The sequence below is a fragment of the Methanosarcina acetivorans C2A genome, assembly GCF_000007345.1.
GTDB classification, from domain to species: domain Archaea; phylum Halobacteriota; class Methanosarcinia; order Methanosarcinales; family Methanosarcinaceae; genus Methanosarcina; species Methanosarcina acetivorans.
Genome location: NC_003552.1, coordinates 2227680 through 2244232 on the forward strand (window position 1 = coordinate 2227680; position 16553 = coordinate 2244232).

Genomic DNA, 16553 nt, shown 5'->3' on the forward strand with positions numbered 1-16553 from the left:
ATCTTACAAAAGAGAGACCCGCTCACATATTACATCATGCTAATCTCGTATAAATATTTTTTGCTTGTAAGAACTCCGTTTCAAAAGATGCAGAAAGAATGTCTGCAAAGGTAGAACTTTTTATACTCTCAAAAGGGCCACTTAAAAATATTACTTCTGTCTCAATCTTCATCAGCCCGGATCCAGAATAGGAAGAGAGAACCGAGGGAAATAAAATTATTATCATTGCTGGTAATGTTCTGAGCCTTCTCCAAACAAAAGACATATATATAACTAGTGACATGTTGGAGTTGCATTTCAGGCAACTGCTTGTAAGGCAAGCATCTAAAAAATGTCACTAATAGCAAACTGGGCTCGTGGTCTAGTCGGTCATGACATCGCCTTTACACGGCGGGGATCCTGAGTTCGAATCTCAGCGGGCCCACTGATCTTTTTTAGTAAAACTATTTGTCAGGACTGGTCAGTTTTTTTTATATAGAAGTAGCTCATATTTGTATTATTGAATAGCAACCGCAGGTTAGATTTCCCTTTTAGAACTTAATACATTATATAATACTGATATTGTTATATAGAAAGGGAAACGATAAAGATTAGAATCTTTGTTACCTACAAAAAGATACGCTTTAATATATTTTGAAAGCGTTGACTCTTACAAAGATTATTTTGAATCTACAGTGGGGGAGGAGTTAGTATTGAAGAGAAGAAGCAGGACGGATATAGCAGTAGATATTTTAAGAGTTGCGATGAACGGGGCAAAGAAAACACATATCGTATATGAGGTAAATCTTAACTTTAACATTGCTCAGAAGTATCTTGAAATGTTAAAGGAAAAAGAGCTTATCAGGCACGAAAACGGTGTTTTCATTACAACAGATAAAGGGAAAGTTTTCCAGGAAATGGCTAAAGAGCTTAAACTTTAAGAAGCTTCCTTTCCTCAGTTAAATTTTTCAAGTTGTTTATCTGTTTTCCTTTTAATTTATTTTCTTTTATTTCTTTGTTTTTCGTGCTTTCTATTTTTCGGTCTTTCCGGTTTTCGATCGTCCACGATTCATATATTGACGTCTTCCATTATTCTTTAACATTGACGTCTTCCATTATTTTTCAACATTGACCTCTTCCATTATTTTTCAACATATTAATTAATAAGTTCGAAAGTGGCAACTCTCCCAAGTGAGGGTAAGGGATGAGTTGTGGCTTCAAAAAGTTATCCTGACTTTAGAAATAGGAATCGTGACTTCAAAAGGGACCCGGCAGTCCGGCAGTAAATCACATTGGGATTAATTAAGGAACAATCCTTCTGAACAGTTATGCGCCCCCGTATATATAACGGCATTTGGAAACATATATATTATGGCGATGAGGGCACTTTTTTTGAACTGCACACTGAAAAAATCACCTCAAATCTCGAACACCCGCGCGCTTGTGGATAAGGCTGTGATAATTTTTAAAGAGCTTGGGGTTGAAAGTGAGGTCATAAGGATTGTTGACCACAATGTAGCCTTCGGAATTTCTTCAGATGAAGGAAACGGCGATGAATGGCCTTTTATCCTTCACAAAATTAAAGCCTGCGATATCCTTGTTATAGCAACTCCCATCTGGTTTGGGGTACTCTCTTCGGTATCCAAGCTGGTAATAGAGAGGCTGGATGGGACATATATGGAAGGAGATCCCGAAACCGGGCAGTATCCCCTCTACGGAAAGGTTACAGGAGTCATCGTTACAGGAAACGAAGACGGAGCACACGATGTATGTTCAACCATACTCTTCAGCCTTACACACCTCGGTTGTACCGTTCCTCCAAATGTGGACTGTTACTGGGTGGGAGATGCGGGTCCCGGGCCCAGTTATATAGATGCAGGAGGGGATAAGCACCTTTATACTAACCGGACAGTAAGATATATGGCACATAATCTTGTATACTTCGCAAAACTTCTAAAAGAAAATCCTATCCCTACCAATTTAAAAAAGCTTGACGAGGAGGCTAGGAAGGTAAGTAACTGAAGCCATGCCGGCCTGAAAAGCCATAAATTGTTTTATTTTTTCAAAAAGCCTCTATACTTTTGACCAGGGGAATACTTTACTGAGGGGGAATATTTTATGAGGAGACGGAGGGTGTTATTTGACTGAAGAGGATAAATCGACTATAAAACTTAAGGTTGCAGAAGCCGATCAAAGGGATGTCGGAAAAGGGATTGTCCGAATCGACGAAAGATTCAGGGAAAAACTTGGCCTGAAGCCCTTTGATGTTGTGGAGATTAAAGGAGGGAAATCAACTTCCGCCCTTATAGGCCGTCCTTATCCCAGTGATGCCGGGCTTGATATCATCCGCATGGACGGACTAATCCGCACCAATGCAAAAACCAGTATAGGGGAATATGTGGACATCCGCAAAGCAGACTGGAAAGAGGCAAAGAGTGTAACCTTTGCTCCTGTAGCCCAGGGCATGCAGATCTATGCCCCAAGTGAAACCCTCAAAGCCGTATTTATGAACCGCACGGTTTCAAAAGGGGATTTCATTTCCACCACAAGCCTCAGAAGGTCCAGGGAAAGGGAGACTTTTGGGAAAGGGGTCATGTTTGAAGATTTCTTTCAGGACTTTTTCGGGCAAGGCTTCGGACCATCTTTCGGGCTTGGAGAAATTAAACTACAGGTAGTGTCTACCGCTCCTGCGGGAATAGTTAAGATTACGGATATGACACAGGTAGAGCTCCTGCCGGAAGCTATGGAAATAATCTCCGAACAAAATATCCCTACTGTTATGTATGAGGACCTGGGAGGGCTCAAGGACGCCATCAGCAAGGTAAGGGAAATGATAGAACTGCCCCTGAAACACCCTGAGCTCTTTGACAGGCTTGGAATCGATGCTCCGAAGGGTGTACTGCTGCAAGGCCCACCCGGAACGGGCAAGACGATGCTTGCAAAAGCAGTTGCTAACGAGTCGGATGCCTATTTCATTTCCATCAACGGCCCGGAGATAATGTCCAAATACTACGGGGAATCCGAGAGGGCAATTCGGGAGATCTTTGAGGATGCCGAAAAGAATGCGCCTGCAATTATCTTCCTGGATGAAATTGACTCGATCGCCCCTAAGAGGGCTGAAGTGACCGGAGAAGTAGAAAGGAGAGTCGTTGCCCAGCTTCTTTCCCTGATGGACGGGCTTAAGGCCCGCAAGAATGTTATTGTCATAGGGGCAACCAACCGTCCTGAAGCCCTTGACATTGCACTCCGCCGTCCGGGAAGGTTTGATAGGGAAATTGAACTGAGGGTTCCGGATACGGAAGGAAGGCTTGAGATTTTCCAGATCCACACAAGGGGTATGCCTCTTGCCGATAATGTTAACCTGATGGACTTTGCCCAAATAACCTACGGGTTTGTGGGGGCCGACATTGCTGCACTCTGCAGGGAAGCAGCCATGAGTGCACTTAGACGGATTTTGCCGAAAATTAACCTCAACGAACCTGAAATTTCAAAAGAGATCCTTGATGCCCTGCAAGTCACAAGGGAAGACTTTGAAAATGCCCTGAAAGATGTCCAGCCATCAGCCATAAGAGAAATCCTGATAGAGGTCCCCAATGTCAGCTGGGAAGATGTGGGCGGTCTTGAAAGAGTAAAAGAGCTTCTGAAAGAGGTTGTGGAATGGCCTCTGAAGAACCCTGAGTCATACAGGGATATAGGGGTTGAAGCTCCTAAAGGCGTGCTCCTGTATGGGCCTCCGGGTACCGGAAAGACCCTGCTTGCAAAAGCCATTGCCCACGAGTCCGATGCCAATTTTATAACTGCCAAGGGCAGCGACCTGCTTTCCAAATGGTATGGAGAGTCCGAAAAGAGGATTGCAGAAGTCTTTACGCGGGCAAGGCAGGTTGCTCCATCCATTATTTTCCTTGACGAACTTGATTCGCTTGCTCCTATCCGCGGGACTTCCGTAGGCGAGCCTCAGGTTACAGCCAGGATCCTTAACCAGCTACTCTCCGAGATGGACGGGCTTGAAGAACTCAGGGCTGTTGTAGTAATAGGGGCAACCAACCGACCTGACATAATAGACCCTGCCCTGCTCAGACCCGGGCGTTTTGATGAGCTGATCCTTGTCCCTGTTCCGGATGAGGGAGCCCGCAGGGAAATTTTCAGGGTCCATACAAAAAATATGGCACTTGCAGAGGATGTTGATATTGAAAAACTCGTTTCTTTTACAGACCAGTATACAGGTGCCGACATTGCAGCTGTGTGTAAAAAAGCAGGACGGCATGCGCTGCGGGAGGATCTGCACGCAAAAAAAGTCAGACAGAAACACTTCCTGCAAGCGATTGAAGAAACGGGACCATCGGTCACTCCTGATACGATGAAATACTATGAGGCAATAAAGGGGGAACTGAGAAAAAGGAAGTCTAAGGAAATAGAAAATCCCTATTATGTATAAGTATGAGAGGAAACTCTATCATGTGTGTTCATAGAGGAGTCTTTTTAATTTTTTCTGGTTTTTCTTCAATTTCAAGACAACCACAAAATTTTATCCCAATTTGAGCAAATCAATTCACTCATTTAAAAATGTGAGTCTTTTTAATTTTTTCTGGTTTTTCTTCAATTTCAAGACAACCACAAAATTTCATCCCAATTTGAGCAAATCAATTCACTCATTTAAAAATGTTGATTCATTTACACAAGCATTCACCAAAATTTTCCAAATTGTGGAACTATTTTTGTGGGAATTTCCGACAGCTACAGCTATAAGCCATCAAGTTTAAGAACTAATTATTCTCCAATTCTAGCATTATCCATATTGGAATCTTGCTCTCATTAAAGGTGAGAAACCTTTCCATTTTCCAGTGCTGAAACACCGTTTGTTGAAAAAAGTAAATAGATTGTAACAAAAATTAGTTAGTCCATTATTGGTTTTGAATGACCTCGCTTTGTCTACTATATCACATATCAAAGAAAATATCTGTTCCATTGTATTATCTGTCTCAGGTGTAAAACCTTTTTTCAAGAAGCTCACATTCTTGCTGAAAATCTCTTCGGCATAAGAAATCGCTTTATGAGACGCTTCAGAAAGTTCAAGATCAGAGTTAAATTCTCGTATCTTCTGAATATGCGCAACAGCACTGATAACCGTATCAGAAAGTATCAATTGAGATATCTCATTGTAGGTAATCTTATCGTTATCTGGAATCTCTTCAATAGAACTGAATTCCTCATAATACCTCTTACTAACGTTTTTTAATTGATGAAACACACAAAAAGAATGAGTCACTTCAGGAAAGACCATTTTTACGGCTCCAATGATCGCTTTATCCTCATCAGAAACAATCTTTTTGATTTTATCTTCAGGAAATCGGTTCTTTATTCGTATAAAAAGAGGCATCAGAGCCTCAATTGTTGGTAACCTCTCAGTTACTTCAAAATCTAAAATGACCTTCTCTTTGGTAGCAACAACGTAAACAGATTTATATCGCATTTTTTTCCATTCTTTCTTTGTGAGTTTCGTTCCAATAAATTCTTCAAGCTTTTTTTTCCATCCATTCTTGATCCAATTCCCATCAACATACAATGTTTCTTCAAAGCTAACTCCTTGGTTCAAAAGTTCTTGCTTTGAAAGTTTTGCTAGTTTCTGTTCATATAACCACAATGAAGTGGGACAAGGAGCTCTTCCACAGACATTTATTACTCCTTCTGTATATGTTTCCCCAATTCGCCGAGAATTGTGCAGACTGCATCGTCCATCGTATCTGACATTTATTTGTGTATCATAATATTCAGAACTGTAATTTGCAGAACCCTGAACACCAATAACCTGATCATGATAATGTTTCTTACAAGTGGGACAAAGCCAGTATGTAACATTGAGAGATATAGTGCCGTAACGTGATATAATAAAACGAGTGTGATGAGAGTTAACATGTAATTTACTTCCACAACTATCACACTGAGTAGGGGAGAATATAGAGAACATGGGATAGTATCGATTTCCAACCAAAACTTTTGGCAAAGGAATTATTATTTTGCCGTCAACTATCGTTTTTATCATTGATTTATCTATTGCAATGTTTCCTTTTCCCATAAATAGAAAAAATATATCAATATAATTAAAATTTTATTGTTTTGCACGATATAGAGGGAAAACGAAAAACCAGAAAATAATAAAAAGTCTCCCTATTATGGATAGTCCTGGTACTATTTATTTAGCATTCACTGAGTTTTGTTTGACCTATAACCTATTATGTATTTATTCCCCATTATTTTTAATATACAATTAATTTGTTTAGACAAGTAGCTCTTTTTTACCGCGAATACATTAATTTTTTGCTACTGTTTAGTAACTTTTTATTTCTTAAATCCGGACATTTTAAAATTTAATTATTTATTGATAACCTGCTTCAAAAAATTTTTCCTGAAAAAAGGCAAGCAGTTTCGAAAATCATTTATATATAAACTTTTTAAATTATGTTAACCAATTACATTAAATATCATAATTACTATCGGTAATACATATGCAGCTTCCAACACCCGAAGATCTTAAAAAAAGAAGGAATGAACTCGGGCTTACCCAGAGCGACCTGGCTAAAAGGGCAGGTGTAAGCCAGCCCCTTATAGCCCGTATCGAATCGGGAGACGTAGACCCCAGGCTTTCGACGGTCAGGAAAATCCTTGATGCTTTCGAGGAAGCTGAAAAGGAGCAGCAGATCATCATAAAAGACCTGATGCATTCCCCTGTTTTCCATGTTTCCCCCGAAGACTCGGTAGAAGAAGTGGTAAACCTTATGCATATCCATGGTTTTTCACAGATTCCCGTGCTTGACGGGGGTATTCCGGTTGGAAGTATTTCGGAAGACATGATCGTAAAACTGATGGGTGAGAGCAAGAAAAAATCCATATCTCAGTTAAAGGTCTCAGGGATAATGGGGGAGGCTTTCCCGACAGTATCTCCAGGAATATCGATCTCAGTAGTTTCTCACATCCTGGAAGGAAACCCGGCCGTACTTGTAGTAGAAAAAGGAGCGGTCGTGGGCGTTGTAACAAAACATGATGTGATGAAACTTCTTCAGGGGAAATAATTTGAGCCATTTTCTTTAATTTCGGGTCTGAGGCCGAACATGGAAAGCACATGAATTATATACTAGGATTCATTTAAACCTGAATCCTTAATTAAATTCGATGCTTAACCTTGTCTGAAATGACCTAAGAAACATGGCAAACGCGGTTGAAAATGCATCCGGCGTGAGTTGCTGCGTGCCCTCATATTACGCTGTATTCGTAGAGATATAACCCTGGATTATCAGGACTACATGATTGAAGATTATAGAGTTTACATAAATTTCCTCGACAGTTAAAACTAAAAAGAGATTGAATCTTTGAAAAAGTGTGGAGATAATAAAATGGATTTGGAAGATACCCTTCTCATGATGCCTGGACCCGTACCTGTTACACCCAGGGTCCTTAGGGCGATGTCAAAACCGATGATTAACCACCGAAGTGCTGAATTTGCAGGAATTTATACCGATTGCAGGCAGATTCTTGCTGACGTTTTTCAGACAAAAAATGACATCTTTTTGCTCAGCGGTTCCGGGACTGCAGGGATGGAAGCCGCAGTCGGGTCTGTGGCCGGAAGTGGGGACAAAGTTATCGCCATAGAAAACGGGAAGTTCGGACAGCGTTTCAAAGACCTTGCAGCTCTTTATGCTGACGTGGTGCCCCTGGAGTTTGAATGGGGGCTTCCGGTTGACCTTGAAATGGTCAAGGAAAAGCTCGAAGAAGGGGCAAAAGCCATCACCCTTGTCCACAACGAAACCTCTGCAGGTATCATGAACCCTGCTGTAGAAATCGGCAAACTTGCAAAAAAACACGATGCTATTTTTATTATGGACGGCGTAACCTCCCTCGGAGGAGATGAAGTCAAAGTTGATGAATGGGGAGTTGACATTGCAATTGTGGGATCACAGAAATGCCTTGCAGCTCCACCAGGAATGTCAGCTGTTTCCGTAAGCGAAAAAGCCTTTGAGGCAATAAACTCCATGAAGAAGAGGCCCTACTATAATGATCTTAAAGCATATAAAAAGAGCGGGGACAAACCCAGACCGGAAACACCTTATACGCCTGCACTTCCTCTGTTCTATGCCATGCAGGAAGCCCTTCACATCGTAAAGGAAGAAGGCATGGAAGTAAGAATCAAAAGACACAGGGCTCTCTCCGAAGCGGTAAGGGCAGCGGCTGGCGCAATGAACATAGAGATGTTCCCTCAGCTTAACGAATACAGCAAGTACTCCAACACTGTCACTGCAATGAAAGCTCCTGCAGGAGTTGATGGGGAAGACGTTAAAAACGACATGAAGAAAAGGGGTGTAATCATAGCCGGAGGGCAGGAACACCTTAAGGGCAAGATTTTCAGGATCGGAAACATGGGGAATGTAACTGCAAGAGATGTACTTTCCACCATCCAGCAGCTGGAAATCGTGCTTAGCAAGCAGGGTTACATTGACAGCGTAGGAGCAGGCGCCGAAGCTGCAATGCGCGTTATTGACAGGGTATGAGAGGATTTTAAAAAATCCTCCAAAACCAAAGTTTATAAATAGTTCAGGAAAACCAGAGAACATTGACCTTTAAATTCCGATCGGATTCACATGCCCACAATAGGAATTGCAGATACCACGTTTGCGCGCTATAATATGGGGCGTGCAGCAATCGACGAGATACAGAAAAACGTATCCGTACAGATTAAAAGAGTAACAGTACCCGGGATAAAAGACCTTCCGGTAGCTGCCAAAAAGCTTATCGAAGAAGAAGGCTGCGATATCGTAATGGCCCTTGGAATGCCCGGTGCCCAGCAAAAAGACAAAATGTGCGCTCATGAAGCTTCTCAGGGCCTTATAATGGCTCAGCTCATGACCAACACCCATATTATAGAGGTCTTTGTCCACGAGGATGAAGGAAAAGACGAAAAAGAACTTGCTTTTCTCATGGACAGAAGGACCCGGGAACATGCTTTAAACGTGATAAAACTGCTCTTCAAGCCGGAAAAACTGGTAAGGGAAGCCGGTACCGGCCAGAGGCAGGGTTTTGAGGACGCTGGTCCTTTGAGAATGTGAAGCGACTTTAAGTTAAAAACAAGACTGGAGACCTTACTAAATGACTATCAGCCTAGGATTTGTTATAGCTGAATTTAACAGGGATCTGACCTACCAGATGGAGTTGCTTGGAAGAGAACATGCAGAATTCCTGGGGGCAACAGTTAAAGAGACCATTCTCGTGCCCGGGGTCTTTGACATGCCCCTTGCAATCAAGAAGCTCTGCCAGAGGGAGGATATTGATGCAGTGGTGACTATAGGGTCGGTAATCGAAGGTGAGACCGACCATGACCAGGTGGTTATGCAGCATGCCGCAAGGAAAATCATGGACCTTTCCCTTGAGTTTAACAAGCCGGTAACTCTCGGAATTCCAGGTCCGGGCATGACCAGGATGGCTGCTCATGAACGTGTCGACTATGCTAAAAGGGCAGTAGAAGCTGCAGTAAAGCTGGTGCGGCGGCTGTGAAGTTCCTTGACGCTTTAATAAGCTAGCAAAAATGTAACAAACCAGGACCATCCCTATGACATCCGCAAGGCTCAAGCGTGTAGAAGAATCCGCAACGATCCGGATCTCCAACATCGCAACCAGAATGATAAAAGAGGGTACGGACGTAATCAATTTCAGCCTTGGTGAACCTGATTTCGATACCCCTAAAAACATCTGCGATGCTGCAGCAAAGGCTATGTACGAGGGAAAAACCCATTACGCCCCTTCAGCAGGCATTCCGGAGCTGAGGGCAGCTATTGCTGAAAAATTGAAGACGGAAAACCATCTTGAAGTGACCGAAAAAGACGTGCTTGTCACCCCCGGGGCAAAGCAGGCGATTTTCGAAATAATGATGGGCGCCCTTGACGACGGGGATCGGGCTCTCCTCTTTGACCCTGCCTGGGTAACATATGATGCTTGCATCCGTTTTTCAGGAGCAAATACGGTCTGGGTGCCTACAGTCCCTGAAAGAGGCTTTTTGCCGGATAATTTCGCCGAGTACATAAATGACAAGACAAAGCTCATTGTTGTAAACAGTCCGGGCAACCCGACAGGCGGAGTATTCGGGAAAAAGACCCTCCAGTGCATTGCCGATCTTGCAATTGACCACGACCTTCTGGTAGTCTCGGACGAGATCTATGAGAAAATCATTTATGACCGGGAACATATCAGTATCGGCAGCTTTGACGGGATGCAGGATAGGACCATCACTGTAAACGGTTTTTCCAAGGCATACGCAATGACCGGCTGGAGACTCGGATACCTTACCGCTCCCCCTGAGATCTTTAAGCTTCTGCAGAAGATTCAGTCCCACTCGGTAAGCAGCGCCACAACCTTTGTTCAATACGGTGGGCTTGAAGCCCTGCAGGGTCCACAGGACGGCGTCAAAGCAATGGTTGACCGCTTTAAAATGCGCAGGGATATCCTTATCGACGGGCTGAATAAAATAGGGATTGAGTGTAAGAAGCCGGACGGAGCCTTCTATGCATTTGCCAATGTGAGCGAGTATGGAAACGGGACCGAGGTTGCTGAAAGGCTCCTGAAGGAAGCTCACGTGGCAGTGACTCCGGGAATTGCTTTCGGAGCTTCAGGCGAGGACTTTATCAGGATTTCCTATGCAACATCCATTGATAGAATCCGGGAAGCGCTTGAAAGGCTTGAAAAGATATTTGCATGAAACATTCTGGAGACTTTTTTAAAAAGAGGACAGAAGAATACAGGTCAGAAAAATACAGGTCAGAAAAATGTTTTTTCATTAAAGACGGTAGGGGTAAGTTTACCCATACCGTTTAAGGACCGCTTTTATTATTGCCCCGGTACTGCAGAGTGGGCACTCTTTTGAAAGTGGAACCCTGACTACTTTTGCAGGGAGCCCTCTTTTAGTAAGTTCTTCTTCCAGAAGCTCGATGTCAAAATGCTGATCATACCCCAGGACAATGATATCCGGTCTAATCTCTTTAAGGGGTTCGAACATATCTTTTTCACTACCAAGAAGGGCTTTGTCCACCGTTCCAAGCGCATTTACCATCTCAAGCCGCTGCTCCTCAGGCACTATAGGTTTTGGCTTATGAGTCACATTGGAATCCCTGGCAATAATAACGAAGAGCTCATCTCCGAGAGCTCGCGCCTGGGTCAGGAAATAAACATGTCCCGGATGGAGAATGTCAAAAGTTCCGGTAGCAAGTACACGCGTCAATAAATCACCTGGTCTCGGGTAACATCCTGCAAGCATAAGAAACTTACTGAAAATAGTCTTGTCCCCCTGCCTTCAAAGATACCATATTATTCAGTCTGTATATGGCGTGAAAGATTATTGTTATTTCAGGAGACAGCCTTTGCAGAGCTATGCTCTGAATTACCGTAAGTAATATATACCCAACGAAAATATGATTATAAATGTATTGAATTGGCAAACTGACAGCTGTAGTCTTACAAGAAAGAATGAGAAATCGGAAATTTTAACCTTTTCCGGAAGAGCTGTTATCTCTGGGATCGTCACAAGTGATTTATAATTCTGACAAAAATTACTATTTAGATTAATTTATAATAAGAGGAAAACCGCATGGTTGAAAAATCGGTTCATGAGATCAATAAAAAAATTGAAGATGGAAGCGTCAATGTAGTCACAGCCGAGGAAATGGTCGGAATTGTTGAAAACCTTGGCGTGGAAGGTGCTGCAAGAGAAGTTGATGTGGTCACTACAGGCACGTTCGGAGCCATGTGCTCTTCAGGTTTGATGCTTAATCTCGGACATTCCGAACCCCCGATCAAGATCCAGAAACTCTGGTTTAACAACGTGGAGGCATACAGCGGGCTTGCTGCTGTGGATGCTTATCTGGGGGCTGCCCAGATATCGGATACAAGAGGAATACAGTATGGTGGAGCGCACGTTATTGAAGACCTGCTGAGAGGGAAAGAACTCGACGTGCATGCAACTTCCTATGGGACAGACTGCTATCCCAGGAAAGTGCTTGATACGAGAATTACCCTCGATGACTTAAACGAGGCAGTCCTTCTCAACCCCAGAAACGCTTACCAGAAATATGCCGCTGCAACAAACAGTTCAAAAAGGATTCTGAACACCTATATGGGAGAGCTTCTACCCAATTTCGGAAACGTAACTTATTCCGGGGCAGGAGTGCTTTCTCCCCTTTCAAATGATCCTGACTACGAAACTATCGGGATGGGCACAAGGATTTTCATGGGAGGAGCCCAGGGCTATATTATAGGCAATGGGACCCAGCATTCTCCCTCAAGCAGTTTTGGGACCCTTATGCTTAAAGGAAACCTGAAAGAAATGAGCTCCGATTATTTAAGGGCTGCTTCTTTTGCAGGCTACGGAACAACTCTTTACATGGGAATCGGAATCCCCATACCCATTCTGAATGAAAAAATCGCAGCCTCAACTGCGGTGCGTGATGAAGACATTTTTACTGACATTCTTGATTATGCCGTGGGCAGCAGGGATAAGCCTGTGATAAAGCAGGTAAACTATGCCGAGCTCAGGTCAGGCTCGATAGAGCTTGAAGGGAAGAACACACCGACCTCATCCCTCTCAAGTTTCAAGAACGCCAGAAAGATTGCAAATGAGCTAAAGGAATGGGTTAAGCACGGAAAATTCTTTGTCAGCATGCCCGTAGAAAAGCTTTCCCGCGAGGGCTCGGCAAAGTCCATGAAACAGACTCAGGCAGTCCCACTCGTAAAAGACGTCATGGCAGACTTTATTGTTACGATCAAAAAGAACCAGACGGTTCAGGACGCTGCAAAGAAGATCTGGGAAAACTCTTTTAACCACCTTGCTGTGGTTTCGGATACAGGGGAACTGGTAGGAATCCTGACGGCCTGGGATATCTCAAAAGCCGTTGCCGAAAATATATTTGATTCCGTAGAAAGTGTCATGACGAAAAAAGTCCTTACCTGCGCCCCGAACGAACCCGTGGACCTTGCAGCGCGCAGGCTTGACCGCTATGGCGTTTCGGCAATGCCTGTAATCGATACACAGAGAAAAGTACTCGGAATAATTACGAGCGACAATATAAGCAAGCTTCTCGCAAGGAGGTACTGAGCATGAAAATAAAGATCTGCATCCCCACGGAAAGGATCCAAAACCCCATCATCTCCGAGACGATTGTTGAAACCGGAATCCTGCTTAATATTATGGTCGCAAATATCGACTCGACTTACGGCGAACTGATTGCGGATGTTAAAGATTCCAGGTTCGCCAGAATTAAAAAAGCTCTCGAATCCAGGGGAGCAATAGTTGCAATTCTGGACCGCCCCATTCACAGGGACGAAGAAGAATGCGTGGAATGCGGAGCCTGTATCTCGGTCTGTCCGATGAATGTTTACTCCTTTGATGAGACTTGGAGCTTATGCGTGGACGAAAAGAAATGTATCCAGTGCGGCATGTGTATCAAAATGTGCCCGCACGGCGCTTTAAAACTCGGGGAATGAAAGAAGACTGAAACTCAGTTTTTTCTTCCTTTTTCCTTTTCTTTTCCCTTTCTTTTCCTTTCTTTTCCCTTTTTGCCATAGATTTCACTCTTTCACAGTTTTGATTTTTCAGATTAATTATTGACTTGCTTCGGCATGCAGAGGTGGATGCTTTCAGTTATCTCCCCCTGCGCCGCACCGGGTCTGAGCCGGTCCGCCAGCAAGATAAAAAAGTGATCTACTAAGAGATTCCCCCAATTAAGAGAAACAATGCATTGGAAAAAATGCCCCTTGGCAGGAGAATCTGTACTTAGTGCCTATCCAAAAAGTCGGTAATGCGATCGAAAAATTACAGCAGGTCTATAATAGCAGGGCTTCCTCTTCGGTTTTGCATATTGCTAATGGTAAGTTACAGTAGGTCACAACACTTTTCGGATAGGCTCTTAACCACAAAAACCGTTTTTCAATTCACATGTAAATATCAGCACCTACTCCAGCTTGTCTGACGACTCTTCGCAAAAAGCAGAAAAAGCAAAAGAAGTTATCAATTCTCTTGGATACCTATATGTTAATCTCTATCAGGTGCTATCAATTGATTTTGCTTCCGGGCTTTTTTCTCATCTTGGCTTTTTTTCTCATCTTTCTTCTTCGTCTTTTTATTATCCCTGTATTTCTATCTTTTTTCCCATTTTCCCTGCTTTCAGCTTTTTAATTCAGGATAGGGCGTTCACAAGGGAGTATAGTTGTGGATACTGATATCCATTCTGAAACTCCCATTATTTATAGATTGAAACAAATAATTATAGAGTATATCAAGATGGTAACAGGTGAAAGTCACCTGCGCTCAGAACTACCTTCGATCTAAACACCTCCTTTCAGAAATGCATTTTAAAAGCATATCAGCAACTCCCGCAAAAACAGGTTTTTCCCGGTATTTTTTTCATTCCGAGGGAAAAAACAGGCGGGGTGGAATTATTACAAGACAAAGAAAATGAATTTGCATAATGATTTTGGAATCCTTGAAAAAGGGGGAGCAAAAATATGAGAATCCTTGTACTTTATACGGGTGAACTCGGAAAAAAAGTTATCCAGAATTTGATAAATCCGTCAACTTTCTGCGTGTCATGCGGTGAGCTCTGCAACCACTGCCGTCAGGTAAGGAAATCTTATGCAAACCTGCTTGTTGGAATCCACGAGTTCCCGGAAGACCTGCCTCCGTTTATCGAAGAGCCTGCCCAGTTCATGCCTCCGAAACTTCCGGAATGTGACCTGATCCTTGCCATAGGAATCCATCCCGACCTCCTCATAGCCCTTCCCGAAGTCGTAGAGAAAACGGGTGCAAAAGCCGTAATTGCCCCCGCTGAAGATTCAAAGAAGACTCCTGCCGGGGTCCTTGAGCAGCTCAGAAAAGAACTTGAAGCCATGGGTGTCGAATTCGAGGCTCCAAAACCCTTCTGTGCCCTGGAAAAGACCGGAAAGCCAGTTATAGATGCTTTCGTGGACCTTGGCTTCGGAAAGCCGATGCTCAGGATCGAAATGAGCCCTGACGGAAAGATGTTCATAGGCGCAGGCGTCCTCAGGGATGCCCCCTGTGGCTCAACATGGTTTGTTGCAAAAAAGCTCGGCTGGACCGATGCTTCAGGATATAAAGAAACAATTTCAGGCGCCCACCACTCTTACCCCTGTACCGGAAGCATGGACAAAGATCCTCAGATAGGAGATACGATCCTGCACAAAGCCGGATACATCATAAGGGAAGCTGTGGAAGAAGGAATGGAGTGCGAGAAAAAGGAAAAAGCCAGAATTTCGGCAAGCTGCGTTGATGAAGCTCAAGCTACTGGCTCCTGAAATTTAAGCTTCTAAGATTTAAGCTTCTAAGATTTAAGCTTCTAAGATTTAAGCTTCTAAGATTTAAGCTTCTAAGATTTAAGCTTCTAAGATTTAAGCTTCTAAGATTTAAGCTTCTAAGATTTAAGCTTCTAAGATTTAAGCTTCTAAGATTTAAGCTTCTAAGATTTAAGCTTCTAAGATTTAAGCTTCTAAGATTTAAGCTTCTAAGATTTAAGCTTCCGGGGTTCAAAATATATATGAAGGCACAATTTTTCCGTGTCTTTCTTTATTTTCAGGAGTAAAGAAGCCGGTTGGAGTTAAGTGTAAATATTCACTTTTGAAATATTAACATTCAGCTAATGTATACGTTTGAAATTTTGTTTTCGAGCTGAGTCTGGGAATGAGTCTGGGGATAAACCTCTTCACAGGGCTGGACCACTACAAAGCCCTTTCCCCTGAAAACCATCTGGACGGATTCCCCACTGCTTTTTTCGATGAGGGTTTTCAGGGAGATGTCGTTTTTTATCTCCGGCTCAAGGTTTCCTGACCAGGCAACCGTGGCATTCGGGGAAGTGAAGACCGGATAATCCTTAGTTGCCCTGAAGGTCAAAGGGTCCTGGTGGGTGGTGATGGCAACCATACCTGTTCCTTCAAGTTTCACGTTATAAATCTCGTTATCCGCTACCCCGGAGAATTTTCTCATCATCCGGATATCCCAGTTGAGGGAGTCTTCAACAGCCAGGATATTGTTGCAGTTTACGCAGATGGAGTCATTTTCCAGTTTCAGAACCGAGACCTTTTTCCCCCTGTCCGCAAGGTAGAGTTTTCCACTTCCTTCTACTTTTGTGAGGTTGAACCCTTCTCCTGCCAGAGATATTTTCACGAGTTTCCCAGTCCCGTGTTCGAGGGCTTCTTCGCGAGAAAACCTTATGTCCCCTCTGTATGCCGTCATAGATCCCATTCTGGTCCAGACCACGCCGTTAAGATATACCTTCAGCAGATGTTCCCTTTCCAGTTCAAAAACTCCCTGCCCAGGGGCTCTTTCTCCAGTAATTAGGATAAAATTTTCTAATGAATAGCTTCCCATCGTTTTTTACCTCCTGTCAAGCTTATATTTGTTACACTGTCCGGTATTTAATATCTTTAAATAGATATAAATAAGTATTTCTTTATTTATTAAAATAGTAATTACATGTTTTTGCATTTCGAGCGAACTCTCTGTTATTTATACGAAGCATACTAAACAATTG

14 protein-coding genes and 1 tRNA gene are annotated in these 16553 nt (G+C 43.1%); 12 read left to right on the forward strand and 3 right to left on the reverse strand.

Going from position 1 to position 16553, the window contains the following annotated elements:
- The first annotated feature begins 350 nt into the window (after nt 1–350).
- The 4 genes from MA_RS09425 (at nt 351) to MA_RS09440 (ending at nt 4414) form a co-directional block, all read left to right on the forward strand.
- Nucleotides 351–424 (forward strand) — tRNA-Val (locus tag MA_RS09425).
- A 175-nt stretch (nt 425–599) separates the two neighbouring features.
- Complete coding sequence (locus tag MA_RS09430; protein WP_011021814.1) at nt 600–920, forward strand: winged helix-turn-helix domain-containing protein; 321 nt, start codon at nt 600–602, stop codon at nt 918–920.
- A gap of 430 nt (nt 921–1350) precedes the next feature.
- Nucleotides 1351–2001: a flavodoxin family protein gene (locus MA_RS09435; RefSeq protein WP_011021815.1), complete on the forward strand. Its 651-nt coding sequence runs from the start codon at nt 1351–1353 to the stop codon at nt 1999–2001.
- Nucleotides 2002–2119: 118 nt separating this feature from the next.
- Nucleotides 2120–4414: a CDC48 family AAA ATPase gene (locus MA_RS09440; protein WP_011021816.1), complete on the forward strand. Its 2295-nt coding sequence runs from the start codon at nt 2120–2122 to the stop codon at nt 4412–4414.
- 351 nt (nt 4415–4765) lie between these two features.
- Here the strand turns inward: MA_RS09440 and MA_RS09445 are convergent, their stop codons facing one another.
- Complete coding sequence (locus tag MA_RS09445; RefSeq protein WP_011021010.1) at nt 4766–6052, reverse strand: transposase; 1287 nt, start codon at nt 6050–6052, stop codon at nt 4766–4768.
- Between the two features lie 430 nt (nt 6053–6482).
- On the opposite strand from MA_RS09445, the gene MA_RS09450 reads away from it, so the two are divergent.
- The 5 genes from MA_RS09450 to MA_RS09470 all read left to right on the forward strand — a co-directional run bounded on the left by MA_RS09450 (nt 6483) and on the right by MA_RS09470 (nt 10717).
- Nucleotides 6483–7046 carry a helix-turn-helix domain-containing protein gene (locus MA_RS09450; RefSeq protein ID WP_011021817.1) on the forward strand — a complete coding sequence of 188 codons (564 nt, stop codon included), beginning with the start codon at nt 6483–6485 and terminating at the stop codon, nt 7044–7046.
- 321 nt (nt 7047–7367) lie between these two features.
- Nucleotides 7368–8519 (forward strand): pyridoxal-phosphate-dependent aminotransferase family protein, encoded by a 1152-nt coding sequence (locus MA_RS09455; RefSeq protein ID WP_048065228.1) that lies wholly within the window; start codon nt 7368–7370, stop codon nt 8517–8519.
- 90 nt (nt 8520–8609) lie between these two features.
- The gene (ribC, locus tag MA_RS09460; protein ID WP_011021819.1) at nt 8610–9074 is read left to right on the forward strand and encodes a riboflavin synthase; all 465 of its coding nucleotides are present in this window, start codon (nt 8610–8612) and stop codon (nt 9072–9074) included.
- 40 nt (nt 9075–9114) lie between these two features.
- Nucleotides 9115–9519 (forward strand): 6,7-dimethyl-8-ribityllumazine synthase, encoded by a 405-nt coding sequence (ribH, locus tag MA_RS09465; protein WP_011021820.1) that lies wholly within the window; start codon nt 9115–9117, stop codon nt 9517–9519.
- Between the two features lie 55 nt (nt 9520–9574).
- Nucleotides 9575–10717: a pyridoxal phosphate-dependent aminotransferase gene (locus MA_RS09470; RefSeq protein WP_011021821.1), complete on the forward strand. Its 1143-nt coding sequence runs from the start codon at nt 9575–9577 to the stop codon at nt 10715–10717.
- A gap of 99 nt (nt 10718–10816) precedes the next feature.
- Here MA_RS09470 and MA_RS09475 read toward each other — a convergent pair whose 3' ends face one another.
- A complete protein-coding gene (locus MA_RS09475; protein ID WP_011021822.1) occupies nt 10817–11272 on the reverse strand; it encodes an adenylyltransferase/cytidyltransferase family protein in 456 nt (151 codons plus the stop codon).
- Nucleotides 11273–11602: 330 nt separating this feature from the next.
- Here MA_RS09475 and MA_RS09480 point away from each other — a divergent pair, with 330 nt between their 5' ends.
- From MA_RS09480 to MA_RS09490, 3 genes are all read left to right on the forward strand, one after another.
- Nucleotides 11603–13105 (forward strand): L-aspartate semialdehyde sulfurtransferase, encoded by a 1503-nt coding sequence (locus MA_RS09480; protein WP_011021823.1) that lies wholly within the window; start codon nt 11603–11605, stop codon nt 13103–13105.
- A gap of 2 nt (nt 13106–13107) precedes the next feature.
- Nucleotides 13108–13494: a 4Fe-4S binding protein gene (locus tag MA_RS09485; RefSeq protein WP_048065229.1), complete on the forward strand. Its 387-nt coding sequence runs from the start codon at nt 13108–13110 to the stop codon at nt 13492–13494.
- A 1020-nt stretch (nt 13495–14514) separates the two neighbouring features.
- The gene (locus MA_RS09490) at nt 14515–15321 is read left to right on the forward strand and encodes a DUF166 domain-containing protein (protein ID WP_011021826.1); all 807 of its coding nucleotides are present in this window, start codon (nt 14515–14517) and stop codon (nt 15319–15321) included.
- A 334-nt stretch (nt 15322–15655) separates the two neighbouring features.
- Here MA_RS09490 and MA_RS09495 read toward each other — a convergent pair whose 3' ends face one another.
- Nucleotides 15656–16390, reverse strand: a complete 735-nt coding sequence (locus MA_RS09495; RefSeq protein ID WP_011021827.1) for an AIM24 family protein — start codon at nt 16388–16390, stop codon at nt 15656–15658.
- Nucleotides 16391–16553: the final 163 nt, after the last annotated feature.

Excerpts from the sequence above, each read along its gene's own strand:
- MA_RS09435 (WP_011021815.1), top strand. The coding sequence starts at position 1,351 with ATGGCGATGAGGGCACTTTTTTTGAACTGCACACTGAAAAAATCACCT.
- MA_RS09445 (WP_011021010.1), bottom strand. The coding sequence starts at position 6,052 with ATGGGAAAAGGAAACATTGCAATAGATAAATCAATGATAAAAACGATA.
- MA_RS09450 (WP_011021817.1), top strand. The coding sequence starts at position 6,483 with ATGCAGCTTCCAACACCCGAAGATCTTAAAAAAAGAAGGAATGAACTC.
- MA_RS09455 (WP_048065228.1), top strand. The coding sequence starts at position 7,368 with ATGGATTTGGAAGATACCCTTCTCATGATGCCTGGACCCGTACCTGTT.
- ribC (WP_011021819.1), top strand. The coding sequence starts at position 8,610 with ATGCCCACAATAGGAATTGCAGATACCACGTTTGCGCGCTATAATATG.
- ribH (WP_011021820.1), top strand. The coding sequence starts at position 9,115 with ATGACTATCAGCCTAGGATTTGTTATAGCTGAATTTAACAGGGATCTG.
- MA_RS09470 (WP_011021821.1), top strand. The coding sequence starts at position 9,575 with ATGACATCCGCAAGGCTCAAGCGTGTAGAAGAATCCGCAACGATCCGG.
- MA_RS09475 (WP_011021822.1), bottom strand. The coding sequence starts at position 11,272 with ATGCTTGCAGGATGTTACCCGAGACCAGGTGATTTATTGACGCGTGTA.
- MA_RS09480 (WP_011021823.1), top strand. The coding sequence starts at position 11,603 with ATGGTTGAAAAATCGGTTCATGAGATCAATAAAAAAATTGAAGATGGA.
- MA_RS09485 (WP_048065229.1), top strand. The coding sequence starts at position 13,108 with ATGAAAATAAAGATCTGCATCCCCACGGAAAGGATCCAAAACCCCATC.
- MA_RS09490 (WP_011021826.1), top strand. The coding sequence starts at position 14,515 with ATGAGAATCCTTGTACTTTATACGGGTGAACTCGGAAAAAAAGTTATC.
- MA_RS09495 (WP_011021827.1), bottom strand. The coding sequence starts at position 16,390 with ATGGGAAGCTATTCATTAGAAAATTTTATCCTAATTACTGGAGAAAGA.